This is a genomic window from Enterococcus massiliensis, from assembly GCF_001050095.1.
Lineage (GTDB): Bacteria > Bacillota > Bacilli > Lactobacillales > Enterococcaceae > Enterococcus_C > Enterococcus_C songbeiensis.
The window spans coordinates 47,310-61,583 of the sequence record NZ_CVRN01000007.1; the positions used below are offsets into that span (position 1 = coordinate 47,310).

The 14,274-nt window shown below is 35.3% G+C and carries 16 protein-coding genes; 2 read left to right on the top strand and 14 right to left on the bottom strand.

From position 1 onward, the window contains the following. Positions 1–65 precede the first annotated feature (65 nt). The 11 genes from BN1875_RS07490 to BN1875_RS07535 all read right to left on the bottom strand — a co-directional run bounded on the left by BN1875_RS07490 (position 66) and on the right by BN1875_RS07535 (position 8,952). Positions 66–2,336: a BspA family leucine-rich repeat surface protein gene (locus BN1875_RS07490; protein WP_048604241.1), complete on the bottom strand. Its 2,271-nt coding sequence runs from the start codon at positions 2,334–2,336 to the stop codon at positions 66–68. Next, entirely contained in the window at positions 2,333–2,989 is a 657-nt protein-coding gene (locus tag BN1875_RS07495; protein ID WP_048604242.1) for a hypothetical protein, read from the bottom strand. Before BN1875_RS07495 ends, BN1875_RS07490 begins: the two co-directional genes overlap by 4 nt. A gap of 139 nt (positions 2,990–3,128) precedes the next feature. Then, complete coding sequence (locus BN1875_RS07500; protein WP_147570588.1) at positions 3,129–3,920, bottom strand: class C sortase; 792 nt, start codon at positions 3,918–3,920, stop codon at positions 3,129–3,131. Positions 3,921–4,358: 438 nt separating this feature from the next. Next, a complete protein-coding gene (locus BN1875_RS07505; protein ID WP_048604244.1) occupies positions 4,359–4,718 on the bottom strand; it encodes a PTS lactose/cellobiose transporter subunit IIA in 360 nt (119 codons plus the stop codon). A 63-nt stretch (positions 4,719–4,781) separates the two neighbouring features. Further along, complete coding sequence (locus BN1875_RS07510; protein WP_048604245.1) at positions 4,782–5,090, bottom strand: hypothetical protein; 309 nt, start codon at positions 5,088–5,090, stop codon at positions 4,782–4,784. A 27-nt stretch (positions 5,091–5,117) separates the two neighbouring features. Continuing rightward, on the bottom strand, positions 5,118–5,267 hold the full coding sequence (locus BN1875_RS13650) for a hypothetical protein (RefSeq protein ID WP_156171209.1): 150 nt from the start codon (positions 5,265–5,267) through the stop codon (positions 5,118–5,120). A gap of 215 nt (positions 5,268–5,482) precedes the next feature. Continuing rightward, complete coding sequence (locus BN1875_RS07515) at positions 5,483–6,298, bottom strand: PTS system mannose/fructose/sorbose family transporter subunit IID (protein WP_048604246.1); 816 nt, start codon at positions 6,296–6,298, stop codon at positions 5,483–5,485. Then, the gene (locus tag BN1875_RS07520) at positions 6,298–7,041 is read right to left on the bottom strand and encodes a PTS mannose/fructose/sorbose/N-acetylgalactosamine transporter subunit IIC (protein WP_048604247.1); all 744 of its coding nucleotides are present in this window, start codon (positions 7,039–7,041) and stop codon (positions 6,298–6,300) included. Before BN1875_RS07520 ends, BN1875_RS07515 begins: the two co-directional genes overlap by 1 nt. Beyond that, entirely contained in the window at positions 7,034–7,522 is a 489-nt protein-coding gene (locus BN1875_RS07525; protein ID WP_048604248.1) for a PTS sugar transporter subunit IIB, read from the bottom strand. The genes BN1875_RS07520 and BN1875_RS07525 overlap by 8 nt, the downstream gene beginning before the upstream one ends. Next, a complete protein-coding gene (locus tag BN1875_RS07530; protein ID WP_048604249.1) occupies positions 7,519–7,923 on the bottom strand; it encodes a PTS sugar transporter subunit IIA in 405 nt (134 codons plus the stop codon). Before BN1875_RS07530 ends, BN1875_RS07525 begins: the two co-directional genes overlap by 4 nt. A gap of 18 nt (positions 7,924–7,941) precedes the next feature. Continuing rightward, complete coding sequence (locus BN1875_RS07535) at positions 7,942–8,952, bottom strand: SIS domain-containing protein (protein WP_048604250.1); 1,011 nt, start codon at positions 8,950–8,952, stop codon at positions 7,942–7,944. Positions 8,953–9,174: 222 nt separating this feature from the next. Between BN1875_RS07535 and BN1875_RS07540 the strand changes: the two genes are divergently transcribed. Together BN1875_RS07540 and BN1875_RS07545 are read left to right on the top strand one after the other, a co-directional pair. After that, on the top strand, positions 9,175–9,909 hold the full coding sequence (locus tag BN1875_RS07540; protein WP_048604251.1) for a GntR family transcriptional regulator: 735 nt from the start codon (positions 9,175–9,177) through the stop codon (positions 9,907–9,909). Continuing rightward, positions 9,893–10,570, top strand: a complete 678-nt coding sequence (locus BN1875_RS07545; protein ID WP_048604252.1) for a winged helix-turn-helix domain-containing protein — start codon at positions 9,893–9,895, stop codon at positions 10,568–10,570. The genes BN1875_RS07540 and BN1875_RS07545 overlap by 17 nt, the downstream gene beginning before the upstream one ends. A 187-nt stretch (positions 10,571–10,757) precedes the next feature. Here BN1875_RS07545 and BN1875_RS07550 read toward each other — a convergent pair whose 3' ends face one another. Genes BN1875_RS07550 through BN1875_RS07560 form a run of 3 tightly spaced genes read right to left on the bottom strand, consistent with a single transcriptional unit; the run spans position 10,758 to position 14,264 of the window. Beyond that, positions 10,758–12,188: a lipopolysaccharide biosynthesis protein gene (locus BN1875_RS07550; protein WP_048604253.1), complete on the bottom strand. Its 1,431-nt coding sequence runs from the start codon at positions 12,186–12,188 to the stop codon at positions 10,758–10,760. Next, complete coding sequence (locus BN1875_RS07555) at positions 12,151–13,146, bottom strand: polysaccharide pyruvyl transferase family protein (RefSeq protein WP_048604254.1); 996 nt, start codon at positions 13,144–13,146, stop codon at positions 12,151–12,153. The genes BN1875_RS07550 and BN1875_RS07555 overlap by 38 nt, the downstream gene beginning before the upstream one ends. Then, positions 13,146–14,264, bottom strand: a complete 1,119-nt coding sequence (locus BN1875_RS07560) for a glycosyltransferase (RefSeq protein WP_048604255.1) — start codon at positions 14,262–14,264, stop codon at positions 13,146–13,148. The genes BN1875_RS07555 and BN1875_RS07560 overlap by 1 nt, the downstream gene beginning before the upstream one ends. Between the last annotated feature and the right edge of the window lie 10 nt (positions 14,265–14,274).

Consider the following 14,274-nt stretch of genomic DNA (forward strand, 5'->3'; position numbering starts at 1 on the left):
GCTTAAAATTTTGCCATTTGTATCCGCTAAATCTTATTTTTTCGGTTGATAGAATAGAGGAATACTTACCATTTCTCATAAATCACTATGGCACTTCCGCCAATAATGATCATTAAACTAGCGAGCATCCCTAGCCATAAACGATCTGTCGAACCGGTTAGAGGTAAAGTTGGTTTAAAACTATTAATTAAGGTGATCGTAGTAGTGTCACTTGACAGTGTAAACGATTTGTCATCTGATTTGGTATAACTGGCTAACTCTGTAATCTGCTTAACAATATACGCACCAGCCGGTTGTGGAGCAAATTTGGCAGTACCGTTAGAATCTGTTTCAGCGGTAGCTAGTGCTGTGCTATCACCTGCTTTATAAAGCGCAACCTTAACATGAGGTACCTTCAATTCGGTTCCCGTTTGGTCTTTGAGCTCTACATCAATGATATAGTCAGTAGCAGTCAAAACATAAGTGTCAGGTACTCCACTGGTAGAATATCTATAAATTCTCTCAGAACCTGCAGGTGCACTAATTGAACCAGTCCCGACGTTTTGCCATTTCAGTTCACTCGTTGCAGTAGCATTAGGCAAAACTAGATTTTTATCTACAGGTGCGGTTAAACTGGATGTAGTAAACTTCGAGCCAAAAGTAATTTGTCGCAATGCTTTCATATCAGTCAAAGCATTTGCCATAGTAGTAACCTTACTAGTGTCCATGTTACTAAAATCTAATTTGGTAATGGATGCTGCTCCCCTAAAAGAAGCATTCATACTAGTAAGAACCGGTGTCTTCCACTTGCTTACATCAAATTCTGTTAGTGCAGATGCACCGCGGACCATCTCTTGCATGTTTACTAGGCTACTTGTGTCCCAATTTGAAACATCTAGCATTTGGAGATTCGTAGCATTATTAAACATGCTCTGCAATGTGATAACTTTGCTTGTATCCCATTTAGAAACATCTAATGTTTTTAGACTTGTCGCACCACTGAACATCTCTTGCATCTTCGAAACTTTACTCGTGTTCCAATCTGAAACTTCTAGTGATTGAAGACTTGTTGCACCGATAAACATATAAATCATGTTGCCAACACTTTCTGTATTCCAATTATTGGTTCCAACGATTGTAGTTAAGTTTTTAGCTCCATTGAACATAGAAGCAAATGAAGTTACCAATCCTAATCCCCAGTTCGTTGCATCTAATATTTTGATTCCAGAATTCGCAAACATTGACGAGGCCGATTTTGCCGCAGTTAGCTTCCATCCGCCGGTATCAGACATTTCTGTTAAACTAGAAGTATTTTGGAACATACCGGTAACATCGGTAACAGCAGCAAAGTTCAATTTATCTGCACCAGAAATTTTTGTAATGTTGTCTAGTTGAGCAAATAAGTAGATTGAAGCAGCGTTCAATGTAATTGCACCGTCAACACTAATAGAAGTAAATGTAAATTCATTTTTATACTGATACCAAGGTGAAAGACTATCCGTTGGTGAACTAGTGGTATTATTAGGAAAGGCACTCCAATTGACCACACCAGTTGTACCCGATCCTAGATGCAAAACACCATCCGTGCTGATGTACCATTTCACTGTCCCAAAAATCCCTTTTTTTAAAACCTCCGTTTTCGCCACTGTGTCGACTGTCGTATTAGTAACGGTATCTTGAAACGGTTCTGCTGTATATACATACTTCTCTAAACCTGCGTCCCCATAAGTCCCAGTATTATGCGCACTATCCACATCGGCTCCCTTTGTCCAAAAACCTACCGTAGTAGCCGCAGATTTCGCCATAATTTTTGCTGAATACCCTTCAGGAATCAGCGGCGTAATCGCCTTTTTAATTTCATCAGCCTGTTCACTTAGTGTGGTCGATAAATCAATCGTAATTGTTTGGTTATCTACCGTTACTGTGGTTCCTGTAACATCACCAAATGCCGCAATACGATTAAGCAAATCTGTTTGAAGTTGCGCAAGATTAATCGCGTCTTCGTTAGATTCTGAGGTTCCTGAAGACTCAACTTCACTAGCAGTTGTTGCTTGAATCGAATCAGTGGTACTGGTCACTATACTACTGTCAGTTGCAGATTCTGAAGTTTCTTCTGGTTCACTGCTTGCTGTTGTCTGTGAGGTTTCAGTGGATGACTCTGCTTGGGTCTTCTCTGTCGTCGCCATAGTGGACTGCGTAGTTCCAGCAATAACGGGGTAAATTGGAACAAACAATTGGATACTTAGCACACCGATGACAACCAATTTCAGCAAGCGATGACTTCCTTTTTTAGAAAGACCCTTCTTTATTTGCAATAAAATCTTGGAGAAGCAATGAGTCAAAAATGATTTATTCATATTTTCTCCTCCCAACGTTTACGAATTAAAACAGTTCCGCCGATAACCGTGCTTAGAAAAATACTTGTGCCAAGTAACGCCTTTGTTAAAGAAATCTTCCAAACATCACCACTTGTTTGCATAATTGTTGTGGTATTCTTTTGACCAATAGTTTCGTGATTTGATCCTGAAACATTATTGTCTATCAGTCCAGACTTAGGTTCATAAGTAAAATCATCGGTGACCTTTCCTGTTGCATCGGTATAAGGCAATTGAAAAACAATCGGAGCAGCAGGTTTGTTGTTACCACTGCCGGCTAATTCCTCCAGTAGGTAATAACCTTCCACCAAGGTTGCTGTATCAGCATACATCGCTTGTCCATTCGTATCAGTAATCAATTCGATGGAAAAAGCTTGTTCCTTAGAAGCAATTGTATAAGTCGCAGAATCGGTCGGCACAATTTTTTCATCGTTGATAGGTAAAATACGGGTCAGTCGATAATGTACATTTGCTACAGGTTTTGTTGCTTGCGACACGGTGGAAGAACTTGCAGTCTCACGCTTCACTATGGTAACTGACGGACTGTTCACCCCATTCGCAGCATAGGCCATTTGTCCTAGCATAAGCCCAACAATGCTGATAATCAGCATACTAAACAATCGTATGTACTTCATGCAAAATCCTTCCTTTCTTGTCACAGCATTTAGTAATTTATTTTTCTCAGTGATTACGTTTTCAATCAGATGTTGTGAAATAGCCTTGTCAGATGATTCGTTTATTCATCCTCTTCCTCGTTTCCATGTTCTAATTTTTCTATTGGCGTTCCTGCTTATTCCTAAAGTGATGATAAATTAGCCAGAAAAGAAGGAGTACTAGGAATAGCAGCAATACTGCGATTCGGATCGTGTCTAGCGTCCAAACTGTTCGATGAGCGGTTTGGACCTCTTTTGCAGCTTTTATAGGAACGCGTTTGCCATAAACAATCAAACGATGACTATTGATAAATAATGGTGTACAAGTCATCAGTGCTACGATATCTTTATTCTCCTGAATGTAAAAGGCTTCTATCGCGGCTTTATCATTAGGATCCACAGTTTTTTGATCGTACACTTCATACGCTAAATTTTGACCAAACGTATTCAAATAAAAGACATCACCTTTTTTCAAGTAGCGAATATTATCAAATAAAATCTGATTGGCTAATCCCGAGTGTCCGGTAATGCCGCTAAGTGTATTTTTTCCTCCAATGGGCAATGTCGTCCAAGGTAAGGTTCCAATCCCTTGGTTTAACGTCCATTCAGAATCACCAAAATAAATCAGCATGTTGGTTAGGTTGATACTGGGAATATTGATATAACCGATGGGCTTTTTTAAATCTTTTTGAATGTCAGTAATGTTGACTTCTTCCGAGGCTTTTCCTTTTTGCTGGTGATAGATCATCTCGTTGTATTTTTTGATTAACTCGAGTGTAGTATTCTTTTCTTCAGGTATTTTCTCTTCATAAGTCGTAACTACGCTTTTACAGTGATTCTGAGTGACCAGATCATAAAAAATAGGTACTATAAGTAAAAGAACGCCAAGAAAGATGACACTCCCAAAGATCATATAGACCTTTCGTCGTCCCTTCTGCGTTTTTTCTATCTTTTTTCTTACCACAAAAGTTGATCACCTCTTTTTTCTCTGGTGCATTTCGATTGTTCAATAACTCACTAATTCAATTAATTAGGTAGTAAAACTAGACCTATTCACATTGTTTCCTTCTATAATTGAATTATACCTTCTTTTTATGTAAGTAAAACGGCAACTTTTGACGTGTTAAGGATAATTTTTGACTTTCTCCTGTTTCCCATTATTTTTCGTCACTAAATAAAAAAACTATCGTTCATTTTGATTAATAGCTCAAAACAAATGATAGCTTTTTTCAATAGGATAGAAATTTTTTTCAAGTTAATCAGTAAAATCGGCAAAAGTAAATGAATTTAATTGAAAAAATGACCTTCACTGATAGTTTTTTCATCCCATTGCCATTTGATTTAAATAAAATCATACTCTGTATTCTAATCGTTGTCTTCGTTTCATCCTCCGAACTTCCCTCATCCGCTGTTTTTCCATCACTTCCAGCAAGTACTGTCCGCATCGCCCCAGTACACTTGCTTCACAAAAATTATCCACAACATGAAGTTCATTAATAGCATACGGCAAACGATCGATATCTTCTTGCAGGAGCTTTGTCTGTAAAGTTCGCGCCAGAGCCAAGTGTTCCTGTCCTTGTTTAATGTGCTGAATCATTTTCTCCAAATTCTTTTGCCGTAAGCTTTCGATTCCTTTGCGAAATTCCTCACTGGCATCATCGGAAACATAACTAATTTGAAACGCTAATGCTTTGATTTTTTCTGTCGACATCCTTTTCCTCAATTCATCCTTTTTTGTGGTGCAAAAGAGATATGTAAAATAGAGCACACTCTGTTAAATTTCTCTTTCTAATGTTTTTTGCATCGCCGCAAAGAACCTCCCCCAGTGAATGACCGTGGTGAGATACTCCTTTGCCTCAATGACCATAGCAATAGGAGTTACCTTTTCTTTTTCTAGATAGAATAAACTCATTTCTAAGTTGCAAGCGACATTCAAGCATACTTGCCCTTTTTTAAGTAAGCGCAACGCATTACCGAACTCTGCTCGTTTAAATTTATCTGACCCTTGTGAAAAATAATCCATCGCCATTTCTGCATGGCTGATAATTAAAGTTGCGTACATTTTTTCTTCTTGTAACGGCATTTTCTTCCTCCAGATTTTCTATTTTCACTAATCCAAGAGTAAGTACGCACGATTTGGGAAAATCATAGAAAACTGTTCTATTTCTGCATCAAATTTCTTTCGCACATTCTCTGCGTTACAATTAAGCTCAAAAATAATTGCTTTCATTTGTTTATTTGCTTCTTGATTCATCTCCATTTTTTCTCACTTCTTCCTATACTATTTTCCTTATATCTGCCTTTCTATTACTATTTACGCATAAAATATGTAATCTTTTTTTTAATAAAAAGAATTTAAACACACAACGCTCGACAACAACTGCCAAGCGCTGGTGTTTGCTCTATTTATTTGTGTGTTCAATGTGCTTTCTAGCCAAGTTTAGATTATCAGAAAATAAACGCCACAGATTTTTCCTAAAACACCCCAGCAACTACACCCAAGAAACAAAGGAGAAAGATACTCAAAATAATTGAAATCGTCTTATATCCTTTCGTGTATAGACCTACGCATAAGAAGGTAATGCCTAAAGGTAATAGTCCTGGAAAAATCTGATCAACGATACTTTGCAAGGTTGTCTCCGTTCCACCAATTTCGAAAGTTAGCGAGGTACTTAACGTCACCATTGTCGCAATCATTGCCCCAATAACAGACAACCCTAGAATTGAAGCACCATAGGATAGCTTATCAATCAAATGATTATCTTCTGACTCATCAATAAACTTCGTCCCCAACACATATCCATACCTAGTTGAAAGACCTTTGAAAATAAAATGCACTGCTGTATAGAGAATAAAATAAATGAGTGGACCCAAAATATTACCACTTTTTGCAAAAGAGATTCCAATACCAGCAGCAATTACTCGAAAGGTACCCCAGAAAAAGGAATCCCCAATTCCCGATAAAGGACCCATCAATCCTACTTTAATTTTATTGATTGCACCTACATCAAACGCAGGATTTCTAGCCGCTTCTTCTTCCATTGCGACTGAAAGACTCATGACAAAAGGGGAAATATGTGGCGTGATATTGAAGGTTTCCGTATGACGATGCAATGCTTCATAATATTTCTCATCATCAGGATAAATTTTTCTCAAGGATTTTTCGATACCATTCATTTGACCGTAGGACATCATTTTATCAAAAGACCATGAGGACTGGATGGTAAACGACCGCCAGAAAATGCTTCGCAGTTCTTTTCCACCGATGAGGGAATTTTTCGACTTATTCATTAGAACACCTCTTCTTCAAAGGACAGTTTCTGTACAGCAAGAAAAGCGACACACAACCCTACGACGGCTACACCAATTACATCCATTTTTAGATACATCACCGCAATAAAGCCAAGGAACAAATAGGGCAGCATTGATTTATTTGCCATCATCCTGATTAATAATGCCAGTCCTACGCAAGATAGAACGCCTGCGGCAACATCAAAACTATCCAAAACAACTTGTGGAACGCTTTCAATTAATCGATTGATTGTTTCTGTCCCAAAATAGGTTGCGGCAAAAACTAAAATCCCAGAAGGAATCCCAACGATAATCGGTAGCGCAGAATAATGATAGCGTTGCGCCTTTCGAAAATTTTGCTGATGCAGGGCTGCTTCGATTTTATTGTTAAAAAACGTAATTGGCATGGCGTAAGCAAAATTCCGCCACATTTGCAAAAAGATTGAAAGCGGTAAGGCTAGAGCTACAGCCGTTCCGACACCTTGCCCACTCTGAATTGCAATAGCGGTTCCCAAGACACTTGAAGCATATACTTCAGGAGGTGTCGCACTACCAACCATGATTGAGCCCATAAACATTGCTTCCAAAGTCGCTCCGATTATCACTCCTGCTTGTACATCACCAAGAATCAGTCCAACGAGAGGTCCCGTAAAAAGTGGTCGCCCCATCATGGAAGCACCAAAAGTGTATTCATCAATTGATGCTAAAAAAGCAACAACTCCCAACAAAATTGATTCAATCATTGTCCTTCCCCTCACTACTCTTTAGCGGATTGACCGGTTTATCTGTTGGAACAGCTCGACACTCCACCCAAATTCCTGCCTCCGCTAGTTTTTGTACACATTGTTTTTCCTCTGCATCAAGAAATACTGAACTAGTAATTGGTTCACGTCCTTCTTTTTTCTTGATATTTCCTAAATTGATTTGTTTTACTTCCTCTACTTCAAGTCCGAGTTTCATTGCATCATAGACAGTATTGACGATAACGAACACATCATATTTCTTTATTTTTTCGCCATGCAATAACTCAATCGCCTCTTCGATTGTTTTGGCAGCAAATTTAACTCCTGTTGGTGCGGCCATTTTTAACATTTTTTGTTGAAACTTATTTCCTGCTACTTCATCATTTGCTATCAAAATACAGTTGATTCCTAAAGAATTACTCCAAGCAAAGGCCACTTGACCATGGATAAATCGCTCATCTACTCGTAATAGCTTAATCAAAAGTTTTCCTCCTCTCCAAACAACTCATTCACAAAAAGAATTCCCTGCTTACCAGAGGCAATCCCTTTTTCAATCACTTTTCCGGTATCCTGCTCTAAGCTAGCCGCTACTTCTAATATGAGTGATAAATTAACGCCACTAATTAGATAGAAATTTTCTCTTTCATGGTAGTGGGCAAAAGCATTTGACACACTTCCACCAAGAATATCCACCAGAACTATCAAATCATCTTTCTCAGATAAATGTGAAAAAACAGACTCAATCTCTTTGATGATGTCAAAGTTCTCCTCTACGTAAGCTGTCAGTATAGAAATATCCGGGCGTTCTCCAATGATAAATTCTACAGTTTTCTTTAATCCATCAGCTAAATAGGAATGAGTCGCAATCAGAATTTTTCTCATTACATCTATCCCTTTCTATTAGTATTCGACAACACGATAATATCTTCTGGTATCTAACGAATGGTTTCGAACCATTTCAAGATGAGCACTCACACGTTCCAGCATCGTTGCCATTACCATAGGAGACATATATTTTCGCAATGCCTGTGGAATTCCTTCCAAAGCAAAATCTGCGGTATCAAAAATTTCTACTACATCACTATATTTCGTCACGAATCGTTCCACACGATCGACAAGTGGTCGCGCTTCATCTTCTCCTTTAAGCAATACAAAGCTCATCTCTTTTTCTGTCATTTCAATTGTGCCGTGGAAAAACTCAGCTGCATGAATTGATTTTGTAGCAATCCACTGCATCTCCTCCAATACACACATTGCATATTCATAAGCGGCACCATAAGTATTTCCCGCACCAATAAACATATGAAATTTTGTCTCTTTGTGTTTTTCTGCGAATAAACGAGCTTCTTCATCATTCTCTTTTCTTACCTGCAATAAGACATCGGGCATTTTTTTAAGTGCTTGAATAAAAGAATCATATTCAGGGAATTCTGAACGATTTTTCATCAATGCTGCACCTAATGCAAAAAGTTGAACTTGTAATTCTTCCACCAAAGTATCGTTGTCTGCATCATTTTCTATTGGATAGTCTACAATCCGTCCGAGAGGGGAAGATTCATCTCCTACCAAGCCAATTGTCACTGCGCCCACACTGTTTGCATATTCTACGACTTCAATTGTTTCGGCTGTTGTTCCAGATAAAGAGGAAGTAATCAAAATTGATTTTTCATTTAATGTTTTTGGTTTTGTTTTTACTACTTCGGCTGCAATTTCATGGTAATACGTTATTGTAGAATTGCTTTTCAGCATATACGCTAATGGACTGATTGTTGCAAAAGTCCCACCAGATCCTACTAAATAAAGATTTTCATACCCCTCACTAACCAAATCTGCAATCTTAATTATGCGGTCAATTTGTGACACTGCACCATTCAATACCTTTAAGAAACGTTCCTCACTAAATCCTATCATCTTCTTACCTCCAAAGTTTTTTGTAAACAGAGCTTCGAATGGATTGATTGAAAACTCCGGATATTTTCAACCACTTTGATTTTATATCGAACCACCTATTCACGAATATAATATATCAATAACGACTTTTTATGTCAATTATTTTCAATATTTTATTTTTTTATAACAATTTTTTTGTTCTCATGTATAATGAATTTAGTATAGAAGGAGGCGTGATTCATATTGAATACAAAAGAATTAGCATTTAAAGTACGAGAAGATATCGATAACAACATATATTCATTTGGTGAAACAATCCCTTCTGAAAGAGAACTCGCTACACGCTATGAGATAAATCGTGCTTCTGTTAAAACAGCGATTGATACCCTTGTGTATGAGGGATATCTTTATAAAATTCGTGGAAGTGGTACCTATGTAATAAAAAACGACAATAAAAACCTTCAAATTAAATTCAAAGGTTTGTCTGACTTACTCGAACAAGAAGGCATCCACCCATCTAGTCGAATTATTGCTTTGGAAGTTAAACAAGCTGGATATCACGTGGGAAAATTACTTCAAATAAAAGAATCAGAGATGGTTTTTCACTTGCTTCGTCTTAGAAGTGGGGACAATATCCCGATATCTCTTGAAAATACGTATATTCCTTATAGCTTGGTCAAAAACATTGAAAATTATAACTTTCAGCTGTTTTCTCTCTATTCAATTTTAGCAGCCCACAACTATCAAATTGACCAGATTTTTCAAACTATCTCCAATACAAAGGTGAGAAATAACGAAGCAAGTCTACTAGATGTGGATGAAGGTACAAGTGGAATTAGTCTTTGTATTTCTGCTAAAACAACCACTGGACTGATTGTTGAGTATACGACAGTTACTGTACTTGCAGAATATGCATCTATTTATACCAAAAATTTTCAGAAGGGACTGAACACAAAAATTTATGCCCAGATTGATTAATCTAATTTCCTACGACCTAATTGACAAACTTTTTCAACTTATTGCCGAAAAGAATATATTACCCGGGCAAAAAATTCCTTCTGAACGTGATCTAGCGCATTTTTTTGAGGTCAATCGATTGACCTTACGCAGAGCCCTTCAAAAACTTGTTGATGATGGCGTTTTGCTCCGATATGCAAATAGTGGCTACTTTCTTGCAGAACCCAAGATTTCAAAAAGTAGTGATTATTTTTTTATTCCCCAAAAAGATAAATTATTAGTTGACCATTCTGTTGAATTACAACAAATGAATAAACACGATCTTCCCATAGATGAATTAATTGATGATGAAACAAAATACCTGAAAGAATTCTATCTCGAAAAAATTGATGATAGACCAATCAGTATCTTCAGTATTTTTAAAGCGGATTCTGCTGTAAACAATTATCCGAAACTTTATTCAGACACTATGCCAGATAATCTATTACGAGTTCAGACAATTACAACGAAAAATTCGCCTAGTTTTATTTATGAAATGCTGGAATCAGATGAAGATGATCTGTTATTCGTGGAAGAGAAAGTATTTGAAGAAGATGAATTGATTGCAGTAGCACAAGCCTACACTGCTGGGAAGAAATGCACGATTCAGGTAGATGTTAAAACAGAAGTTCTCGATGATTGACAACGCAAAAAAGCCCTCGCTAGATTCTCAAAAGAGTCTAGCGAAGGCTTATTTGTTTTTTTCAATAAGGGACTAACAACATGAATACCTGACTGGTTGGCCACTGGCTTCTTATCAAGTATACCTAAGGATACAGCAAAATACTAAATGGATAGAACAAAATATTTTAGAATTATAAAAATATAGTCTACTTATTACCTAATTTAATTTTTGTATTTCGTCTATTTATTAAGCTAACTGCACTTATTAAGAGAGAAATAAATAAAGAAATAAATACAAAATCACCTTTAAATACAATATATCCAAATGATTGTAAATAGATTGAGACCAATAGGAATATAAGTAATTTAAAATTAATTTCTAACTTAATAATTCTTTTGGTATCAAAATATCTCATCAAATTAATAACAATATAACTTAAATTTGAAGAAATTATCGCACCCATAATTCCCATAGAAGGTATAAGAAGAAACGAAGATGACACACTTACTAGCGCTCCCGTAATGGTTGAAATCATAATCATTTTATTATTCATTGCAGCAGTATAAATCGAACCAAAATAAACAGAAAAACAATTTAATACTGCAGATACCAGTAGAAAAGGAACATATATCCAATAAGAAAAAAATTCACCTTGTAGAACAATTTTTGCAACATAAGGGATAACTGTAATTAAATAACTACACGACAATATAATCAGTATATAATAGATAGAAAAAACATTGGAAAAAAATTCATTTGATTTCTTTTTCTTAATTTCCTTAGAAGCAGAGAATTGCCATGACTGTTGAAAAATAGAAGATAGCATATTTATTATTGATGGAAGTTTACTTATAGCGGTAAATATTCCAGCAATACTTAATCCTTCGAAAAACATCAAGATATATCTAGTGGAGATATTCGCAAACCACCAAGAAACAGAATTAGGTATCATTGGCAAACTATACTTTAACATTAACCTGATTAATTGCGTATCACGATTCCCAAAATTTATATATTTAAATAGCTTTAGTCGAAAAAAAAGATACAGAGCAGAGATAGAATTCCCGATTGCAATGGATAAAATATATCCAAATACTCCATACTTTAGTACTCCAACAAAAAGGATATTAAGAGAACCTAAAGAAAATGCATTGATGACTCCACTAAAAGCAAATTCTTTAGAATAACCCACACCTCTAGAAAATTGTGCGAACAACTGTCTTAAACTATATGGCAATATCATTAATAAAAATAATAATGGATACATATTACCTGATCCCCATGCTCCTATAATACAGATAATAGAAGTCACGGTTAGTAACTTAATCAATAATTGTAAGCTATTACTGAATACAGATATATTTGAGTATTCTGTATTATCAATACTAAATCTAAAAACTGCTTCATATAGACATAGAGTTACAAATGGCATTATTAAATCCACACTGTTATTTAATAATTCTGCAGTTCCGTACTGTGTGGGTGTTAAAAAACTTGTATATAGAGGCATCAAAAAGAACAATATTAATTTTGATAAAACATTGCCTATTCCAAAAATTATAGTATTAATTCCTAAAGTTTTAAATCTCGAATCGATACTAATTCTCTTCAAAAAATTGTTTTTTCCATTTTTCAATCTTCTCTACCTCAAGTATAATATTAGTTTCCCATGTATCATTCACTAAATCTTCTAGTTCAATAGAAACTCTATCCCGTTCAATACAAGGTATATAATTATTCTTTTTGATTTCTCTTGCCCTATTATCAATAGCAAGGATTATCGATCTCCTTCCATGCTGCAGTGCAAAAATTCCACCATGTAATCGTGATCCAATATAATCACAATCATTTTTTGTTAAAAAGTCATCAAAACTTCTTAAATTTGGGGGTAAAACATTGATGTTCTCTATTTCAGTGAGTTCGTTTAGATAATCTAAATCTCCAAGGCTTTGTGGCCAAAAAAAGATATTTTCATAGTTTTTTTTAATAATATCAATCATTTTTTTATCTTCATCAACGTTTCTGAAACTTGAATAGTGAGTCAAAGTAAAGATGACTGTCGAACTATGACTTTTTTCTTTTGGTATCAATTTGCAACGTTCTGGAGTAATTTCCCATAGTGTTGGACATCCAGTAACGATTGCCTGTAATCCCATTTCCTCCAGCATCATTTTTGTGGCTTGATCTCTAACACTATGAATATATTTTTTTGATAAAATTTTTTTATATAATTTCTTCGTATATAAGGTTGTTTTATCAGAATTATTCCCACTTCCAACACCGAACAAGATACTTTCTTTCTGCAATGAGGTATTGAGAATATTAATATTCCAATTTGGCATCGGGCGCAACATATTTTTATACAATAAATTTGTACCACAGATAAACTTTAAATCTGCTTTTGCAAAATTTTTCCTAAAACTTTTATTATACGCAAGTTGAAAATGATTTAAGGTATTCGTTCTTGATGGTAATCGCAATAAATAATCATTCTTAAAAAGTTCTATTGACTCGTTTGCTATAGATTTATTTATTATCTCGTCACCCACATTTAACGTCCCTATAGATGTATCAAAGAACAGTACTTTTCTCATTAATTTTCACTCCTATTTAAGATGATTCTATAATATTCAAGCAATTTAGGGGCTTCTTCTTTGATATCATAGCCCATTTCCTTTGTTTGTGAATAATTTCTATCAATATCTCCATGTAAGACATCAATGACTTTTTCTGACCATTTAGAACTTCCCACTTCTAATGGCATATAGAAACTTTTTGTTGAATAAAATTCTTTTGAAATTTCATTGCTAAAAATGCACGGGAGCCCTGATGATAGAGCTTCGACTCCAATAACTGGAAGTCCCTCATATAACGACGGCATAACGAATACATCAATTCCAGATAGAATTTTATCAATATCACTTCGTTTACCTGTAAAAACGACATATTCTTCAAGTTTCAATTTTTTTACTTTTTGTTGTAATTTTGATAATTCTTCACCAGATCCTACAATAAATAGTCTACTGTTAGGAACCTTTACCTGAAATTTTTGAAAAATACTTATTAAAAATTCTTGATTTTTTTGTAATGATAACCGACCAATATTGGCTAATAATATCTCGTCTTTTAGATTAAACTCATTTCTAAATTCAGATCTTTTTTTTGTTGAAAATTTATATTTATTAATATCTATCGCATTTTTTAAAATTTTAACTTTTCCAGAATCCATAAGTTTTTTCCCAAATAAAAAATACCCTGCCTCATTAGAACAAGCAATAAATTCATTACATATTTTAGCTAGATTTGCACATAATATTTTATTTCGAATGGCATTGATTTTTTTATCAGAAAATTTCGTTGCATGACTATGCGCAATTATATGTTGTATACCAAAATACTTAGCGTACTTTGCGACTAAGAAAGCTATGTTCACGGTATGAATATGTAAAATATCATACTCTTTACTATGGAGAGAAAAAAATTTTTTTATACTTGATTTAAGTAAAAATATTCTTTCCATTTTTAGTGCTGGCAATACATATACTTTAGATCCCATATCCTGAACAAATACGTCAAACTCACCACTAGGTTCATCAGAGAATAGAAGATAATCAAAAATAATTTTTTCTGAGAAATTACTCTGATAATTTTTAACCACAGCCCCAATTCCCCCAGTTGGTCGCCGTCCGATCACATTTAATACTCGTAACATGCTAATCTCC

Excerpts from the sequence above, each read along its gene's own strand:
- BN1875_RS07530 (WP_048604249.1), bottom strand. The coding sequence starts at position 7,923 with ATGAGAAAAATTCTGATTGCGACTCATTCCTATTTAGCTGATGGATTA.
- BN1875_RS07560 (WP_048604255.1), bottom strand. The coding sequence starts at position 14,264 with ATGTTACGAGTATTAAATGTGATCGGACGGCGACCAACTGGGGGAATT.
- BN1875_RS07535 (WP_048604250.1), bottom strand. The coding sequence starts at position 8,952 with ATGATAGGATTTAGTGAGGAACGTTTCTTAAAGGTATTGAATGGTGCA.
- BN1875_RS07545 (WP_048604252.1), top strand. The coding sequence starts at position 9,893 with ATGCCCAGATTGATTAATCTAATTTCCTACGACCTAATTGACAAACTT.
- BN1875_RS07520 (WP_048604247.1), bottom strand. The coding sequence starts at position 7,041 with ATGATTGAATCAATTTTGTTGGGAGTTGTTGCTTTTTTAGCATCAATT.
- BN1875_RS07515 (WP_048604246.1), bottom strand. The coding sequence starts at position 6,298 with ATGAATAAGTCGAAAAATTCCCTCATCGGTGGAAAAGAACTGCGAAGC.
- BN1875_RS07555 (WP_048604254.1), bottom strand. The coding sequence starts at position 13,146 with ATGAGAAAAGTACTGTTCTTTGATACATCTATAGGGACGTTAAATGTG.
- BN1875_RS07505 (WP_048604244.1), bottom strand. The coding sequence starts at position 4,718 with ATGTCGACAGAAAAAATCAAAGCATTAGCGTTTCAAATTAGTTATGTT.
- BN1875_RS13650 (WP_156171209.1), bottom strand. The coding sequence starts at position 5,267 with ATGGAGATGAATCAAGAAGCAAATAAACAAATGAAAGCAATTATTTTT.
- BN1875_RS07500 (WP_147570588.1), bottom strand. The coding sequence starts at position 3,920 with ATGATCTTTGGGAGTGTCATCTTTCTTGGCGTTCTTTTACTTATAGTA.
- BN1875_RS07490 (WP_048604241.1), bottom strand. The coding sequence starts at position 2,336 with ATGAATAAATCATTTTTGACTCATTGCTTCTCCAAGATTTTATTGCAA.
- BN1875_RS07510 (WP_048604245.1), bottom strand. The coding sequence starts at position 5,090 with ATGCCGTTACAAGAAGAAAAAATGTACGCAACTTTAATTATCAGCCAT.
- BN1875_RS07495 (WP_048604242.1), bottom strand. The coding sequence starts at position 2,989 with ATGAAGTACATACGATTGTTTAGTATGCTGATTATCAGCATTGTTGGG.